Raw genomic sequence first — 15,656 nt, forward strand, 5'->3', positions numbered from 1 at the left:
ATGAATTCGCTCCCACAGGTCATGTGCGGTCAGCTGACATCTGCGTTCACACACGAAAGCGCGTCACCACCTGATTCAACTCCCCCGCCAAACGCGACAGTTCATTGCTCGACGCACTGATCTGATTGGCCCCCGATGAAGACTGCAACGACAGGTCACGAATGTTGACGATGTTGCGGTCCACTTCCCGAGCCACCTGCGCCTGCTCTTCAGCGGCGCTGGCGATGACCAGATTGCGCTCGGAAATCTGGTTGATCGACGAGGTGATGCGGGTCAGGGACTCCCCCGCGCCCTGCGCCAGTTCCAGGGTTTCGGTGGCGCGGGAACGGCTGACCAGCATCGACTCCAAGGCCTCGCTGGAACCACTGCGCATGGTCGACACCATCTTGTCGATTTCCAGCGTCGACTGCTGAGTACGATGGGCCAGCGCGCGCACCTCATCGGCCACCACGGCAAAACCGCGACCGGACTCCCCGGCGCGGGCCGCTTCGATCGCTGCGTTCAGGGCCAGCAGGTTGGTCTGCTCGGCGATGGAGCGAATCACGTCCAGCACCTTGCCGATGTCCTGGGACTGATCGGCGAGTTTCTGCACCAGCGCCGAGGTGTGCTGCACGTTGCTCGACAGGGTCTGGATCGACGTCACGGTTTCGATGACGCGGGTCTGGCCATCCTGCGCGGCCTCGTTGGATTCGCTGGATGCCTGGGAGGTGGAGACTGCATTGCGCGCCACTTCTTCCACCGCCGAGGTCATCTCGTTGACTGCCGTGGCGGCCTGTTCGATTTCGGCGTTCTGCTGATGCAGGCCGCGATGACTGTCTTCGGTGACCGAGTTCAGTTCGGTGGCCGCCGACGCCAATTGGCTGGCTGAGCTGCCGATCAGGCTCAAGGTGCTGCGCAGGTTGTTCTGCATCTGCTGCAGGGCGCTGAGCAGACGAGTGACTTCATCCTTGCCTTCGACGCGAATGTCGTGGGTGAGGTCGCCCTTGGCCACGAACTCGGCGGCGGTAACTGCTTGTTCCAGCGGCACGATGATGCTGCGGGTGAGCCACAGCGCGAGGATAACGGTGGCCAGCGCGGCGATCAGTACGAACACCAGCACGATGTTGCGCGAATGGCCGTACTGGGTTTCGGCGGACACGCCTTCGAGCTCGACCTGATGGGAGTAAAAATCCGCAAGATCGCCCAGCTGTGCGCCGGAGTTGTCGACGGCGGTTTTCATGTCCACCAGCAACAGGGTATTCAGGGCTTTCAGGTCACCGCTTTCGGCGAGCACAAACGACTGCGACAGCCCGCGCTGATAATCCGCCAGGGTGGTGCGGAATTTGTCATAAAGCACCTTCTCTTCAGGGGTGTCGACAAATTTATCCAGGCCCGAGAGCTTGTCGGCGAGCACCTTGGCGCGGGCGTCCATCTGGCCCTTGTAGACGCTGACGTTCTTGGTGTCTGGGTCCAGCGCCATGCGCAGGGAGATCGTACGAATGCGCAGCATGGCTTCGCGAATGTCGTTGACCAGACGCATGCTCGGCATCCAGTTGCTTTCGACCGCCACTTCACTTTGGCGAATGGTGGACATCTGGCTCAGGGCAAACCAGCCGAGCAGTGCAACAAGCAGGGAGATCAGGGTAAACCCAAGGCCCGCGCGGCGGGCGATGGTCAGGTTGCGTAGGTTCATGACCGTTGGCTCGTTATTTTTTGGTGGCAGTGGTCGTAATGTCACCGTACGACTACCGCTTATCGACGCCGGATAGCGCTTCTTGAGGGTTTGCTTAATGAAGAATCCGAACGCCTGTTCGACGAAACATCGAACCTCGCTAGCCAGCGCGGTCTAGACCTCAGAGACGTTTATCAGCAATTGCGGAGGTGAATCATGCATCTGGAAGGTTCTTGTCATTGCGGCGCGGTGGAATTCAGCCTGACCTGCGCCCACCCCTACCCTTACCAACGCTGCTATTGCTCGATCTGCCGCAAGACCCAGGGCGGGGGCGGCTACTCGATCAACCTGGGCGGCGATGCGAAAAGCCTCAAGGTCAAAGGCAAGAACAGCATCGCGATCTACCACGCCAAAATGCGCGATGAAGAACACAAACACGTGCACACCAGCAGCGCCGAGCGGCATTTCTGCAAGCAGTGCGGCAGTGGGCTGTGGCTGTTCAGCCCTGAGTGGCCGGAGCTGATCCACCCCTTCGCCTCGGCCATCGACACACCGCTGCCCACGCCGCCCGAACACACGCATTTGTTGCTCGATTCCAAGGCCTCGTGGGTTGAGGTCGAGGCCGGGCCCAAGGATCAGCAATTCGAACAATACCCTGAGGAATCCATTGCCGACTGGCACGAGCGACTGGGGCTGGTGCGTTGATGCGCCTTGCAAATGTGCGGCGTGTGAACGCTTTATGCAGCGTTCGGCAGATTCTCTGAACCTCTTGATTGGCGGCCCACTCCCAACAGAAAGCCTGGGAGGATAAGAAAATGCCAATGCATCGAGTCGCTAACCTGGCCGATCTTCGTCGAGATCGCGGCATTCAGGTTGAAGTTGGCGAGAAAAAGGTTGTATTGGTGCGCCATGGAGAAGAGGTGCGTGCCTATCAGGCCGAGTGTCCCCACGCCGGTGCGCCACTGGCGGATGGCGCGGTGTGCAACGGGCATTTGATCTGCCCTTGGCACAAAGCCGAGTTCGCGATCTCTGACGGCCACCTGTGCGAGCCACCGGCCCTTGACGCCCTGACGCGCTACCCGCTTCAGGTCATCGAAGGGCAGATCCACGTCGACGATCAACCGATGCCAATCCATCCCGAAACGTTGCCCGATGACGACCGCTGCTTCGTGATCATCGGCGCTGGCGCTGCGGGAACGGCCGCCGCCTGCGCGCTGCGTGAAAAGGGCTTCAATGGTCGCCTCCTGTTGGTAGATCGCGAAACCACGCCCGGCTACGACCGCACCGCCCTGAGCAAATTTGTCCTCGCCGCCGACATACGCCCGGATGAAACCCCGCCCCTGCGCGAAGACGCTTTCTATGAGGAGCATCACATCGAGCGTGTTCAAGGCGAGGTCATGAAGCTCGACGTCATTAACAAACGCCTGATCCTGGCGGACGGCCGCCGCTTCGCTTACGACGCCGCGTTGATCACCACCGGCGGCGAGCCTCGTGCCCTGCCGCTAATCGGCGCCGAGCTGGCGCAGGTGCTGACCTTGCGCTGTCGTGAGGACGCGAAAAAGATCCTCGCCGCCGCTCAACCGGGCAAGCATGCGCTGATCGTCGGCGACAGCTTCATTGGTCTGGAAGCGGCCTCCGCCCTGCGCAAACACGGTGTGAACGTCACTGTGCTGGCCCACCACGAAGTGCCATTTGCCGCGCAGCTGGGCGAACGCATCGGCAAGGCCATTCGCACCCTGCATGAAAAAAACGGCGTGCTGTTTCGCACCCATGTGGACGTCAGCCGCTTCGAGGGCGATGGCCAGGGCGGCAAAAACAACCTGGAGACGGCGGTGCTCAGCAATGGCGAACGACTGCCGGTGGACTTGGCGCTGATCGGTATCGGGGTGACGCCCGCCACGCAATTCATCGACGGGATCGAGCTGGAGGAGGACGGCTCTCTGGCGGTTGATTCAGGCATGCAGGTCGGCAAGGATTTGTGGGCAGCGGGCGATATCGCGACCTTCCCCATCGACGGCCAGCCAAAACGCATTGAGCACTGGCGCCTGGCCCAGCAACACGCACGCATCGCCGCCAGCAACATGCTGGGGGCGAACAAGCACTACAGCGACGTGCCGTATTTCTGGACCTATCACTTCGAAAAACGTCTGGATTATCTGGGTCACGCCGAGGATTGGGACGACATCGTCTACCTTGGCGAACCTGAGGATTTCGACTTCCTCGCGTTGATCTGTAAGCAAGGCAGCGTAGCGGCGGTGGTCGCCTGCGAGCGCGAGCGGGAGGTGGCGTTACTCGCCGAGCGGATGAAACAGCCGCTGTTCAAAGACGAAGCGCTGATGCTGATAGCGCAGATGAGTAATGGCGCGTGACCGCGCGCCCCTGATGGAGAATGAGCAATGCCCAAAGAATCCAGCCGTGAAGACCTGAACCACAGACCAGAGAACGCCGGCAAAGTCGGCGAGCAGCACAGGCAGGCGAATCAGCAAGGCGAGCAGCCCCGTCATCCTGAACAGCCAAAAGATGGGGAAAAAGCGCGGGATCAGAACAACGACAAGCCCTGATCCCACACGCGTGACCTAGCGGCTGGCCGCCTGCTGGCGATTGCAGCGACGGGACTGGCACGGCGCCTGAGCTTCGACGGCCTTCTCGACCTTCAGCCACCAGGCCTCGCCACGGCTGGGGTATTGCAGGTAGAACGGCTGGCCCATTTCCGGCGTGGTGATGGAAATGCTGCGATCCCAGGCCAGGGCGAGAATACGGTCAAAGGGTTCGTGCCAGGCATGCATCGCCAAGTCGAACGTGCCGTTGTGAATCGGAAGCAGCCATTTGCCGCGTAGGTCGATGTGCGCCTGCAGGGTTTCTTCCGGCTGCATGTGAACGTCCGGCCAGTCGACGTTGTAGGCGCCGGTTTCCATCAGGGTCAGGTCGAACGGGCCGAATTGCTCACCGATCAGCTTGAAGCCGTCGTGGTAGCCGGTATCGCCGCTGAAGAAGATTTTCTGCGCCCCATCAATCATCACCCACGAGCACCAGAGCGTCTGGTTGCTGTCGCGCAGGCTGCGGCCAGAGAAGTGCTGAGCGGGCGTAGCGACAAAGCGGATACCGTGAATCTCGGCAGACTGCCACCAGTTCAATTGCTGCACTTTATTTGCAGGTACGCCCCATTCGATCAGCGTATCGCCCACACCCAACGGCGCGATGAAATGCTCGGCCTTGTTCTTGAGCACGTGAATGCTCATATGGTCGAGGTGGTCGTAATGGTTGTGCGAGAGAATCACCGCCTTGAGCGGCGGCAAGTCTTCGAGGCTGATCGGCGGCTGGTGGAAGCGCTGTGGCCCGGCCCACTGGATGGGCGAAGCGCGTTCGGCGAACACCGGGTCGGTCAGAAAATACTGGTCACGCAATTTGAGCAGCACGGTCGAATGGCCTAGGCGATATACCGTGTTGTTCGGCGCGGCCAGCAGTTGCTGGCGGGACAAAGGCTGAACCGGGATTTCGCCGACAGGGCGCGTGTGGCGCGGCTTGTTGACCATGGCATTCCAGAAAATGCGCAGCGTCTTCAGCAACCCCGAGCGCTTCATCGGCTTGTGATTGCGGAAGCGGCCCTCCTGGCGGGTAAGGACGGGCAACGAAGGAGCGTTATCGAGGTTTTTTTCGATCGAGGCCATGAGGTGCTGACTCCATGAAACGGGTGGAGGTTTCTGCAGCGGCGGACGCGTTGCAGAATGTTGCATACGACGCAAAGAAGTAAGCGAGAAGTTGTAACAGGCTTTTACACTACACAGTGTAGTTTCTAGCTTGCACGATCTCTAAAGAGAAGTAAACTGCTCGGTGTAATTTTCTTGCTGGCCCTCATTCGTGTCAGCCCCGCCCCCCTCTAGAAGCGATGCCATGACTGCTCCGACGCGCCTGACCGACCGAAAACGTGAATCCATTGTCCAGGCAGCCATTGCCGAATTTCGCGATAACGGTTTTGAGGTCACCAGCATGGATCGCATCGCGGCACGGGCGCAAGTCTCCAAACGCACGGTCTACAACCATTTCCCGAGCAAAGAAGAGCTGTTTTCGGAAATGCTCCAGCGCCTGTGGGCCAGCGCTTCGGCGCAACCGGATGCGCCCTATCAGGCGGGCGTGCCCTTGCGCGATCAACTGCGCCAGTTGCTCAGCGCGAAGATGCAAACACTGGGCGACAGCAACTTCATCGACCTGGCCCGCGTGGCCATTGGCGCCACAATTCATTCCCCCGAGCGCGCACAGGTCTGGGTCAACCGCCTCAATCAGCGCGAAGAAACCTTCACCGTCTGGGTGCGCGGCGCCCAGCAAGACGGCCGCCTCAAGGCCGTCGAACCGGGTTTCGCCGCCTCGCAGATCCACGCGCTGCTCAAGGCCTTCGCCTTCTGGCCGCAGGTCACCCTCAACGAACCGCTGCTCACGCCCGAGAAACAGGCCAGCGTGGTCGAATCGGCGCTGGACCTGTTTCTCTGTTGGTACGAAATCCCGGCCTGCACCCCACCTGCTTAACGCGACGTCGCCGTCACCCGCTCGACGATCTGCCGACGCGCTTGCAGTCCTGGCGCTGCGCGTTCCTGGGCCAACGCCAGAATATGGGCTGGCGCCGTGTCGGGCCGACCCGCGTTGAACGGTGGCGCAGGCGCGTATTCGATTTGCAGCTGAACGGCCTGAGAAGTGTCGGCGTCGAAGATCTCGCTGATCAGAGTCAGGGCGAAATCGATCCCCGCGGTGACGCCACCCCCGGTCATCAAGTTGCCGTCGCGCACCACGCGATCTTTTACCGGGATCGCGCCGAAGTTCTCCAGCAGGCTGTGGGACGCCCAGTGAGTGGTCGCGCGCTTGCCCTCCAGCAGACCTGCCGCGCCGAGCACCAAGGCGCCGGTGCAGACCGAGGTCACGTACTGCACGTTCTGAGCCTGGTGCTTGATGAATGCCAGGGTTTCGGCGTCTTCGAGCAGCGCATCGATGCCCACCCCGCCAGGCACGCAGATCACGTCCAGATCCGGGCAGCTGTCGAAGGTCTGGGTCGGAATCAGGCCCAGGCCAGTGCTGGACAGCAACGGGTCGAGGTTTTTCCAGACCAGGTGCACGGTTACGCCCGGCAGGCTGGCGAAGACGTCGTACGGGCCGGTCAGGTCCAGTTGTTGAACCTTGGGAAAGATCAGCAGGCCGATGTGCAGGGTCATAGCGTCGCTCCTTTGCGAATGTCAGTGGGTATTGGACGAACTCACTCTAGCCAGATACGCTCTGGCGGATACGCCATAACACCCACAGTTTCCGCCAACCGTATCGGAGCGTCTCCATGGCCCAGTTGCCAAGGCCCATTCACATCCTCGCCTTCCCTGAGGTGCAGCTGCTCGATGTCACGGGGCCCTTGCAGGTGTTCGCCTCGGCCAATGTGCACGCTGCCGAACAAGGCCTCGCGCGCCCCTACTCGCCCAGGGTGATCGCTCGGGAAGACGGCAGCGTGATGTCATGGGCCGGTCTGGGCTTGCATACGCACCCGCTGCCAACCACGCCTTCCGACACCTTGATCATCGCCGGTGGCCGAGGCGTGCATGCCGCGTTGCAGGATCAGGATCTGCTGCGCTGGGTGCGTAATCAGGCTGCGCGCGCGCGGCGCCTGGCGTCGGTCTGCACCGGCGCGTTTCTGCTGGCCGAGGCGGGTTTGCTGAGCGGCCACAGGGTGGTAACGCATTGGGACAGTTGCGAGGAGCTGGCCCAGCGCTACCCGGATTTGCAGGTCGACCCTGAGCCGATTTTCATCAACGAAGACGCGCTGTGGACCTCCGCAGGCGTGACGGCGGGTATTGATCTGGCGCTGGCGATGGTCGAGGCCGACCTTGGGCGCCCGGTCGCCCTGGCCGTCGCGCGGGACCTGGTGGTGTTTCTCAAGCGTCCCGGAGGACAGTCGCAGTTCAGCACGGCGCTGTCGATGCAACACGCCACCCGCAGTCAGGACAGCCGTTTTGGCGATCTGCACGCGTGGATTCTCGACAACCTGGCGAGCGATTTGTCCGTCGCCACCCTCGCCGCGCAGGTGGGCATGAGCGAACGCAGCTTCGTGCGCCACTACCGCGCCCACACCGGCAACACCCCGGCCCGGGCCATCGAGCAGCTGCGCGTCGAGGCCGCACGCCGTTTGCTGGGGGATAGCGCGATGCCGATCAAGCGAATTGCCGATCGCTGCGGTTTCGGCACCGAGGAGACCCTGCGTCGCAGTTTTTTGCGCACCGTGGCGGTGACGCCGCAGGCGTATCGGGAGCGGTTCAGTGCGGGGTGAATGTCGCCAGCGGCGAGAACGACACTGCCCCCGTGGGAGCGAATTCATTCGCGAGGCGCCGGTGCAGGCGACAGAAAATGTGCCGGATATACCGGCGAATCGCGAATGAACTCGCGCCCACAGAAAATCCAGAGCAGCACGCTGAAGGAAATTAATTTTCATAAATTGATATTTTTATCGGTTTTCGTGTAATTTAATTTTCATCACGAAATCAGAGATAAAAATAATGCCTGCCTGTGATCGTCGTCTTTGGACCCCTGTTTCACCCCGTGAGCCCTTTGCAACACCCACTGCCGAGACTGTTTACATCGCGCGATTGCGTTTGGGCTGACCTGCCCCCGCCGCTTCGCCTGACCACTCACTTTCTCTGCAAGGAACCGTTGCATGCCTCCGTCTACCGGCCTGTCCCTGTTGGTCTATGCCGCCATCGCGATCATCGCTCTGATCGTGCTGATCGCCCGTTTTCGTCTTAACCCTTTTGTCGTTATCACCCTGGTGTCGGTGGGCCTGGCGCTGGTCGCCGGGATGCCCGCGACGTCCGTGGTCAGCTCCTATGAAGGCGGGGTCGGCAAGACCCTGGGCCATATCGCCCTGGTCGTCGCGCTGGGCACCATGCTCGGCAAGATGATGGCCGAGTCCGGTGGCGCCGAGCAGGTGGCGCGCACCCTGATCGACCGTTTCGGCGAGCGCAACGCGCACTGGGCGATGGTCTGCATCGCCTTTCTTGTCGGCCTGCCGCTGTTCTTCGAAGTCGGTTTTGTGCTGCTGGTGCCGATTGCCTTCACCGTCGCCCGTCGGGTTGGCGTGTCGATCCTGATGGTCGGCCTGCCGATGGTCGCCGGTCTGTCGGTGGTGCACGCCCTCGTTCCGCCGCACCCGGCCGCGATGCTGGCGGTGCAGGCTTATCAGGCCTCGGTGGGCCAGACCCTGTTCTACGCGATCCTGATCGGCATCCCGACCGCGATCATTGCCGGCCCCCTCTACGCCAAATTCATCGTGCCGCACATTCAGCTGCCCGATGAAAACCCGCTGGCCAAGCAGTTTCTCGACCGCGAGCCACGCAAACAGCTGCCAGGCTTCACCATCACCATGGCGACCATTCTGCTGCCGGTCTTCCTGATGTTGCTGGGCGGCTGGGCCAACCTGCTGTCGACCCCGGGCAGTGCGTTCAACAGCTTCCTGCTGTTCATCGGCAACTCGGTGATCGCCCTGCTGCTGGCAACGTTGCTAAGCTTCTGGACCTTGGGAATCGCCCAAGGCTTCAACCGCGACTCGATCCTCAAATTCACCCAGGAATGCCTAGCCCCGACCGCCAGCATCACGCTGCTGGTCGGCGCTGGCGGCGGCCTGAACCGGATTCTGGTCGACAGCGGCGTGACCAATGAAATTGTCGGCCTGGCCCAGGATTTTCACCTCTCGCCGTTGTTGATGGGTTGGCTGTTCGCCGCGTTGATGCGCGTCGCCACAGGCTCGGCGACGGTAGCAATGACCACCGCATCGGGCATCGTCGCGCCGGTGGCCATGGGGCTGGGTTATCCGCATCCTGAACTGCTGGTGCTGGCGACCGGGGCGGGTTCGGTGATCTTTTCCCACGTCAACGACGGCGGATTCTGGCTTATCAAGGAGTATTTCAACATGACCGTGGCACAGACCTTCAAGACATGGACGGTGCTGGAAACGCTGATCTCGGTGATCGCATTCGTCCTCACCCTGGGCCTGGCGCAGGTGCTCTGAGTGGACATTCTGTATCAGATCCGCGCCCGTCAGGACTCCTTCAGCGCCGGTGAAGGCCGCATCGCCAAATTGATTCTGAGCGATGTCGCCTTCTCGGCCAGCGCCAGCCTCGACGAACTGGCCGCCCGCGCCGAGGTCAGCAGCGCTACGCTGTCGCGCTTCGCCCGCACGGTCGGCTGCAAGGATCTGCGCGACCTGCGCCTGCAACTGGCCCAGGCCAGCGGCGTTGGCAGCCGCTTTCTCAAACCGGAACAGGCGCCGGAGCAATCGGCATTTTTCAGCCAGATCGTCGGCGACATCGAATCCACCCTGCGCCAGCACCTGGCAGGCTTCGACGACACGCGCTTCAAGGCCGCCGTCGCCCTGCTCACCCCGGCGCGGATGATTCACAGCTTCGGCATGGGTGGCTGCTCGAGCCTGTGCAGCGAAGAACTGCAGACCCGCCTGGTGCGCCTGGGTTACCCCATCGCCGCCTGCCGGGACCCGGTGATGATGCGCCTGATCGCTGCGACCCTGGGCCCGGATCACAGCCTGATCGTCTGCTCCTTGAGCGGGCTCACGCCAGAATTGCTGGACGCCGTGACCCTGGCCCGCAGCTACGGCGCCAAGATCCTCGCCATCACCCTCCCTGGCTCACCGCTGGCGGCGTTGGCCGACGTGCTGCTGCCCTTGCAGATCGCCGAAACCAACTTCATCTACAAACCCACGGCGGCGCGCTACGGCATGCTGCTGACCCTCGACGTGCTGGCCACGGAGCTGGCGCTGATCGCCCCTGACGACAATCAGGAGCGCCTGCGCCGCATCAAGCTGGCCCTCGACGATTACCGCGGCGGCGACGACGGCCTGCCGCTTGGAGACTGAACCATGCTTTACGACCTGATCATTCGCGACGCGCTGGTGATCGACGGCAGCGATACCCCCGGCGTGCACACCGACGTGGCCATCGCCCAGGGGCGCATCCAGCGCATTGGCGACCTGAGCGGCGTGTCGGCTCGCGAAGACATCAACGCGGCCGGTCGGGTGCTGGCGCCGGGCTTCATTGACGTGCACACCCACGACGACACCGTGGTGATTCGCCAGCCCGAGATGCTGCCGAAAATCACCCAGGGCGTGACCACAGTGATCGTCGGCAACTGCGGCATCAGCGCCTCCCCAGTGACCCTGGCAGGCGACCCGCCAGACCCGATGAACCTGCTCGGCCCGGCCAAGGCATTTGCCTACCCGCGTTTCAGCGACTATCGCCACGCCGTAGACAAGGCGCGCCCGGCAGTGAACGTCGCGGCCCTGATCGGCCATACCGCCTTGCGCAGCAACCATCTGGACGATCTGTTCCGCACCGCCCATCCGGATGAAATCAGCGCCATGCGCGAACAGCTGCGCCAGAGCCTGGAAGACGGCGCGCTGGGCCTGTCCACGGGCCTGGCCTATGCCTCGGCGAACGCTGCCGAGACCGACGAGGTCAAGCAACTGGCCGAGGAATTGACAGCGTTTGGCGCGGTATACACGACTCACCTGCGCAGCGAGTTCGAGCCGGTGCTGGAAGCGATGGATGAGGCCTTCGACATTAGTCGCCACGCCAAATCGCCGGTGGTGATTTCCCATATGAAATGCGCCGGCGCTGGCAACTGGGGGCGCAGCCTGCAACTGTTGGCCTCGCTGGAAAAAGCCGCGCTGACCCACCCCGTCGGCTGCGACTGCTACCCCTATGCCGCCAGTTCCTCGACGCTGGATTTGAAGCAGGTCACTGATGCTTTTCGCATCACCATTACCTGGTCGACCCCGCATCCGGATCAGAGCGGTCGCGATTTGAAAGACATTGCTGCCGACTGGGGCCTGTCTCTGCTCGACGCCGCGCGCCAGCTGCAACCGGCGGGCGCCGTGTATTACGGCATGGATGAGAACGATGTGCAGAACATCATGAAACACCCGCTGTCGATGATCGGCTCGGACGGGCTGCCGGAAGACCCGTTCCCGCATCCGCGTCTGTGGGGCGCATTTCCCCGTGTGCTGGGGCATTTCAGTCGTGATCTGGGCCTGTTCCCGCTGCACCGGGCCATCCACAAGATGACCGGGCTGACCGCCAGCCGCTTCGGCCTGCATGACCGCGGTTTCGTGCGCGAAGGCTATTGGGCGGATCTGGTGCTGTTCAACCCCGACACGGTGCGTGACGTTGCCGACTTCAAGGAGCCAAAACGCGCCGCCGAAGGCATCGATGGGGTGTGGGTCAACGGGCATTTGAGCTATGCCGATGGTAAGCCGCAGGGTGAACGGCAGGGACGGTTCTTGCCCCGGAGCGGTTCGCTGGTGGCGGGGTTTACCCAAACCTGAGACTCGCTGCGTCGGTAACAGCCTCTCGCGAATGAATTCGCTCCCACAGAAGGATGCGGTCAACCTGTGGGAGCGAATTCATTCGCGATGGCGCTGGGTCATCCGGCGATGAGTTTCGACCTATCCAAGAATGAGACCTCGGCACTCACCAAACCCGATACTCACCTCGCCGTCCCTGCGGCAGCGGGCCTTCAGAATTACCTCATCCCCCGCCTGCAAGAAGGTGCGCATCTCGCCATTGGGCAATTCCACCGGATGTTTGCCACCCTCGGTCATCTCCAACAGGCTGCCGAGCTGCCCCGCCTCAGGGCCAGACAAGGTGCCTGTACCGAACAAATCCCCTGCCTGCAATTTGCAGCCGTTGACACTGTGATGCGTGACCATCTGCGCCACAGTCCAGTACATGTTCAGCGTATTGCTCAGGGCCAGACGATGGGGTGCGATGCCCTGCTCTTTCATCTGCGCAGTGAGCAGCAGCACTTCCAGCTCGATATCCAGCGCGCCGTGGCTTTGATCCTGCTCGTCGAACAGGTACGCCAGTGGCTGGGGATCCCCCTCCGGCCGCTGGGGTTGCGCGCTGCGAAACGGCGCCAGCGCCTCAACGGTGACCACCCAAGGCGACAGCGTGGTGGCAAAGCTCTTGGACAGGAACGGCCCCAGCGGCTGGTATTCCCAAGCCTGAAGATCCCGCGCCGACCAGTCATTGAGCAGGCAGAAACCGGCGATGTGCCCGCCCGCTTCGCCAATGGCTATCGACTCGCCGGTCTCGTTGCCCTGCCCCATCCACACGCCGACTTCCAGCTCGTAATCCAGCCGCTTGCTAGGCCCCAAGGTCGGCGCCTCGGCGCCCGGCGCCAGGGTCTGGCCATTGGGGCGTTTGACCGGGGTGCCTGACACACACAGCGTCGAGGCACGACCGTGGTAGGCGATGGGGACGTATTTGTAGTTCGGCAGCAAAGGGTTGTCGGGGCGGAACAGCTTGCCGACGTTGGTCGCGTGATGAATGCCGACATAGAAGTCGGTGTAGTCACCCACCTGCGCGGGCAGGTGCATGCGGCATTCACTCATCGGCACCAGCAGGGCATCGCCGAGCAGCTCAAGAGACGCACGCTCCGGGCTGTTTTCATCGAGCAGTCTGAGCAATTCATTACGCAGCGCCTGTCGCGGCGCAGTGCCCAAGGCGAACAGCGCGTTGAGCTGGCCGTGACGGGCCGCTTCAGCTGCCACCCGAGCCTCGCCGTTGAACTGGCCGGTTTCGTAAGCCACCTGCAGATCGAAAATGAAATCGCCGATGGCCACACCCCCCCGCCGACTGCCGCCGCCGCGGCTGAACACGCCGAACGGCAGGTTCTGCAGCGGGAAATCGGGGTGATCGTTGGCAGAGGTCACCCAGCTGCGCGGGTGCTTGGAAATGCTCATCGTTGACTGTCCGTATCGAAAGGTTTGAAGGTGTTGGCGATGCCGTTCCAGCAGGCATCGTAGTCGCTTTGCAGTTGCGGGCATTCCAGCGCGTGGCGGCTGGGACGCAGGACCTTGCCGGTCTCGAACATGAACGCCATGGTCTGCTCGATCTTGTGCGGTTTGAGCTCGACCGCCATGGCTTTTTCAGCCGTGGCATTGTCCGGGCCGTGGGCGCTCATGCAGTTGTGCAGCGACGCGCCGCCAGGCATGAAGCCTTCGGCCTTGGCATCGTAGGCGCCGTCGATCAGGCCCATGAATTCGTTCATCAGGTTGCGGTGGAACCACGGCGGACGGAAGGTGTTTTCCGCCACCATCCAGCGTGGCGGGAAGATCACGAAATCGACGTTGGCCTGACCCTGGGTCGCGCCCGGCGAGGTCAGCACGGTGAAGATCGACGGGTCCGGATGGTCGTAACTCACAGTGCCGATGGTGTTGAACAGGCGCAGATCGTATTTGTAAGGCACGTTGTTGCCATGCCACGCCACCACATCGAACGGCGTGTGTTCAAGGGTGGTTTGCCACAGCTCACCGAGAAACTTCTGCACCAGTACGGTGGGTTGCTCGCGATTCTCGAAATGCGCCACCGGGGCTTGAAAATCCCTCGGGTTGGCCAGCCCGTTACTGCCGATAGGCCCCAGGTCTGGTAGCCGCAACGGGCTGCCATGGTTCTCGCAGATGTAACCGCGGGCCTGCCCGTCGAGCAGCTGCACGTTGAATTTCAGCCCACGGGGGATGACGGCAATTTCCTGCGGCTCGATGTCCAGCAAGCCCAGTTCAGTGATCAGGCGCAGACGGCCCAGTTGCGGGACGATCAGCCATTCGCCGTCGGCATTGAAGAAAGCGCGGTCCATGGACTGATTGGCGGAGTAGAGATAAACGCTGACGCCCTCTGCCTGATCCGCTGCCGAGGTGCTTGCCAACGCGATCAGGCCGTCGATGAAATCGGTGGGCTCAGCGGGGATGTCGAAGGCGTTCCAGCGCAGGCGATTGGGGTTCACAGGGCCTTGCTCAACGCCGGTGATCTGCCGCTCTGCGCGCTGGAATCGCGAGTGCGCGGCCGAAGGCTTGATGCGATAGAGCCAAGTGCGCCGGGCTTCGGCGCGGGGCACGGTAAATGCCGTACCCGAGAACTGCTCGGCATAGAGGCCCAGTGGATGACGCTGTGGCGAGTTCTGCCCCTGGGGCAAACCACCGGAAACGGCCTCGCTGCTGAATTGATTACCGAAACCGGACTGGTAGCGCAAAGCCCTGCAGGCGGGTGACGTCAACATCTCGACCTCTTGTTTTTGTTTTGCGTAAGCGAATTACGAATAACGTAATTTGAGTTTGCAGGACGGTCAAGCTATAAAGCTGCTTTTTCAGACCGGCGCCTTGACTCATGACAGACGATTCCACAGACCCTGTAGTCCCGCGCCAACAAAAGGTGCAGTCCGCTGAAGTGGGCGTTGGCATTCTCAAGGCCTTGGCCGAACTGGCCCCCGCCACCTCACTGTCGAAACTGGCCGAACATGTGGCGATGCCAGCGAGCAAGGTCCATCGCTATTTGCAAGCGCTGGTGGACAGCGGCTTTGCCGAACAGGACCCGGTCACCAACCATTACCGCCTCGGCCGCTCTGCTTTGCAGGTTGGCCTGGCGGCACTGAGTCAGCTGGACGTGCTGAAAACCAGCGCGCCGGAGCTGATCGCCCTGCGCGACGAACTCAACGAGACCTGCTTCCTCGCGGTGTGGGGCAACAAGGGGCCGACGGTGGTTTACGTCGAGCAATCATTGGGCGCGGTGACACTGGTCACGCAGATTGGCTCGGTACTGCCGCTGCTCAGCTCGTCCACGGGGCTGGTCTTCGACACCTTCCTGTCCCACGCAGAAACCGCCGGGTTGCGCGAAGCTGAATCTGTGAACCTGAACGCGAAACAGCTCAAGGAAATCGATCGGCACATCAAGGAAATCCGCAGCACCGGGGTGCATCAGATTCACGGGCTGCTGATGGCGGGCGTCAATGCCGTGTCCTCCCCGGTGTTCGCCATGGGCAACAAGTTGGTGGGTGTGGTGACAGTGGTCGGCTCGGCCTCGGTGTTCACTAACGAGCGTCAGGCGCACGCGGCACACAAGCTGCTGCAGACCGCCCAAGCGATCGGTGCGCGGATGGGTGGGGAGATGCCGCAAGCGTGATGCGCACGGATTACATG

The 15,656-nt window shown here is 62.1% G+C and carries 14 protein-coding genes and 1 pseudogene; 9 read left to right on the forward strand and 6 right to left on the reverse strand.

Annotation, left to right across the window (positions count from 1 at the left end):
• Nucleotides 1-46: 46 nt before the first annotated feature.
• The gene (locus AC07V9_RS19355; protein WP_495017303.1) at nucleotides 47-910 is read right to left on the reverse strand and encodes a methyl-accepting chemotaxis protein; all 864 of its coding nucleotides are present in this window, start codon (nucleotides 908-910) and stop codon (nucleotides 47-49) included.
• Nucleotides 905-1,672 (reverse strand): annotated as a pseudogene (locus AC07V9_RS19360) (MCP four helix bundle domain-containing protein); the annotation flags it as partial. The gene AC07V9_RS19355 and the pseudogene AC07V9_RS19360, both read right to left, overlap by 6 nt.
• A gap of 195 nt (nucleotides 1,673-1,867) precedes the next feature.
• Here AC07V9_RS19360 and AC07V9_RS19365 point away from each other — a divergent pair.
• The 3 genes from AC07V9_RS19365 (at nucleotide 1,868) to AC07V9_RS19375 (ending at nucleotide 4,212) form a co-directional block, all read left to right on the forward strand.
• A complete protein-coding gene (locus tag AC07V9_RS19365; protein WP_495017258.1) occupies nucleotides 1,868-2,356 on the forward strand; it encodes a GFA family protein in 489 nt (162 codons plus the stop codon).
• A 110-nt stretch (nucleotides 2,357-2,466) separates the two neighbouring features.
• Complete coding sequence (locus AC07V9_RS19370; protein ID WP_495017259.1) at nucleotides 2,467-4,020, forward strand: FAD-dependent oxidoreductase; 1,554 nt, start codon at nucleotides 2,467-2,469, stop codon at nucleotides 4,018-4,020.
• Nucleotides 4,021-4,047: 27 nt separating this feature from the next.
• Nucleotides 4,048-4,212: a hypothetical protein gene (locus AC07V9_RS19375; RefSeq protein ID WP_495017260.1), complete on the forward strand. Its 165-nt coding sequence runs from the start codon at nucleotides 4,048-4,050 to the stop codon at nucleotides 4,210-4,212.
• A gap of 15 nt (nucleotides 4,213-4,227) precedes the next feature.
• Here the strand turns inward: AC07V9_RS19375 and AC07V9_RS19380 are convergent, their stop codons facing one another.
• Complete coding sequence (locus tag AC07V9_RS19380) at nucleotides 4,228-5,319, reverse strand: MBL fold metallo-hydrolase (RefSeq protein WP_495017261.1); 1,092 nt, start codon at nucleotides 5,317-5,319, stop codon at nucleotides 4,228-4,230.
• A 223-nt stretch (nucleotides 5,320-5,542) separates the two neighbouring features.
• Between AC07V9_RS19380 and AC07V9_RS19385 the strand changes: the two genes are divergently transcribed.
• A complete protein-coding gene (locus AC07V9_RS19385) occupies nucleotides 5,543-6,172 on the forward strand; it encodes a TetR/AcrR family transcriptional regulator (RefSeq protein ID WP_495017262.1) in 630 nt (209 codons plus the stop codon).
• On the opposite strand, the gene AC07V9_RS19390 is transcribed toward AC07V9_RS19385, so the two are convergent.
• Entirely contained in the window at nucleotides 6,169-6,849 is a 681-nt protein-coding gene (locus AC07V9_RS19390) for a DJ-1/PfpI family protein (protein WP_495017263.1), read from the reverse strand. The genes AC07V9_RS19385 and AC07V9_RS19390 overlap by 4 nt on opposite strands.
• Before the next feature lie 116 nt (nucleotides 6,850-6,965).
• Here AC07V9_RS19390 and AC07V9_RS19395 point away from each other — a divergent pair, with 116 nt between their 5' ends.
• From AC07V9_RS19395 to AC07V9_RS19410, 4 genes are all read left to right on the forward strand, one after another.
• Nucleotides 6,966-7,946: a GlxA family transcriptional regulator gene (locus AC07V9_RS19395; protein ID WP_495017264.1), complete on the forward strand. Its 981-nt coding sequence runs from the start codon at nucleotides 6,966-6,968 to the stop codon at nucleotides 7,944-7,946.
• A 384-nt stretch (nucleotides 7,947-8,330) separates the two neighbouring features.
• Nucleotides 8,331-9,680: a GntT/GntP/DsdX family permease gene (locus AC07V9_RS19400; protein ID WP_495017265.1), complete on the forward strand. Its 1,350-nt coding sequence runs from the start codon at nucleotides 8,331-8,333 to the stop codon at nucleotides 9,678-9,680.
• On the forward strand, nucleotides 9,681-10,541 hold the full coding sequence (locus AC07V9_RS19405) for a MurR/RpiR family transcriptional regulator (protein ID WP_495017266.1): 861 nt from the start codon (nucleotides 9,681-9,683) through the stop codon (nucleotides 10,539-10,541).
• A 3-nt stretch (nucleotides 10,542-10,544) separates the two neighbouring features.
• Nucleotides 10,545-12,008, forward strand: coding sequence for an N-acyl-D-amino-acid deacylase family protein (locus AC07V9_RS19410; RefSeq protein WP_495017267.1), 1,464 nt, complete (start codon nucleotides 10,545-10,547; stop codon nucleotides 12,006-12,008).
• 120 nt (nucleotides 12,009-12,128) lie between these two features.
• On the opposite strand, the gene fahA is transcribed toward AC07V9_RS19410, so the two are convergent.
• Both fahA and hmgA read right to left on the reverse strand, forming a co-directional pair.
• The gene (fahA, locus tag AC07V9_RS19415; protein ID WP_495017268.1) at nucleotides 12,129-13,427 is read right to left on the reverse strand and encodes a fumarylacetoacetase; all 1,299 of its coding nucleotides are present in this window, start codon (nucleotides 13,425-13,427) and stop codon (nucleotides 12,129-12,131) included.
• Nucleotides 13,424-14,740: a homogentisate 1,2-dioxygenase gene (gene hmgA / locus AC07V9_RS19420; RefSeq protein WP_495017269.1), complete on the reverse strand. Its 1,317-nt coding sequence runs from the start codon at nucleotides 14,738-14,740 to the stop codon at nucleotides 13,424-13,426. Before hmgA ends, fahA begins: the two co-directional genes overlap by 4 nt.
• A 107-nt stretch (nucleotides 14,741-14,847) precedes the next feature.
• Between hmgA and AC07V9_RS19425 the strand changes: the two genes are divergently transcribed.
• A complete protein-coding gene (locus tag AC07V9_RS19425) occupies nucleotides 14,848-15,639 on the forward strand; it encodes an IclR family transcriptional regulator (RefSeq protein ID WP_495017270.1) in 792 nt (263 codons plus the stop codon).
• Nucleotides 15,640-15,656: the final 17 nt, after the last annotated feature.

The organism is Pseudomonas sp. GW821-FHT02A11 (assembly GCF_059421985.1).

Excerpts from the sequence above, each read along its gene's own strand:
- AC07V9_RS19355 (WP_495017303.1), bottom strand. The coding sequence starts at position 910 with ATGCAGAACAACCTGCGCAGCACCTTGAGCCTGATCGGCAGCTCAGCC.
- AC07V9_RS19365 (WP_495017258.1), top strand. The coding sequence starts at position 1,868 with ATGCATCTGGAAGGTTCTTGTCATTGCGGCGCGGTGGAATTCAGCCTG.
- AC07V9_RS19370 (WP_495017259.1), top strand. The coding sequence starts at position 2,467 with ATGCCAATGCATCGAGTCGCTAACCTGGCCGATCTTCGTCGAGATCGC.
- AC07V9_RS19375 (WP_495017260.1), top strand. The coding sequence starts at position 4,048 with ATGCCCAAAGAATCCAGCCGTGAAGACCTGAACCACAGACCAGAGAAC.
- AC07V9_RS19380 (WP_495017261.1), bottom strand. The coding sequence starts at position 5,319 with ATGGCCTCGATCGAAAAAAACCTCGATAACGCTCCTTCGTTGCCCGTC.
- AC07V9_RS19385 (WP_495017262.1), top strand. The coding sequence starts at position 5,543 with ATGACTGCTCCGACGCGCCTGACCGACCGAAAACGTGAATCCATTGTC.
- AC07V9_RS19390 (WP_495017263.1), bottom strand. The coding sequence starts at position 6,849 with ATGACCCTGCACATCGGCCTGCTGATCTTTCCCAAGGTTCAACAACTG.
- AC07V9_RS19395 (WP_495017264.1), top strand. The coding sequence starts at position 6,966 with ATGGCCCAGTTGCCAAGGCCCATTCACATCCTCGCCTTCCCTGAGGTG.
- AC07V9_RS19400 (WP_495017265.1), top strand. The coding sequence starts at position 8,331 with ATGCCTCCGTCTACCGGCCTGTCCCTGTTGGTCTATGCCGCCATCGCG.
- AC07V9_RS19410 (WP_495017267.1), top strand. The coding sequence starts at position 10,545 with ATGCTTTACGACCTGATCATTCGCGACGCGCTGGTGATCGACGGCAGC.
- fahA (WP_495017268.1), bottom strand. The coding sequence starts at position 13,427 with ATGAGCATTTCCAAGCACCCGCGCAGCTGGGTGACCTCTGCCAACGAT.
- hmgA (WP_495017269.1), bottom strand. The coding sequence starts at position 14,740 with ATGTTGACGTCACCCGCCTGCAGGGCTTTGCGCTACCAGTCCGGTTTC.
- AC07V9_RS19425 (WP_495017270.1), top strand. The coding sequence starts at position 14,848 with ATGACAGACGATTCCACAGACCCTGTAGTCCCGCGCCAACAAAAGGTG.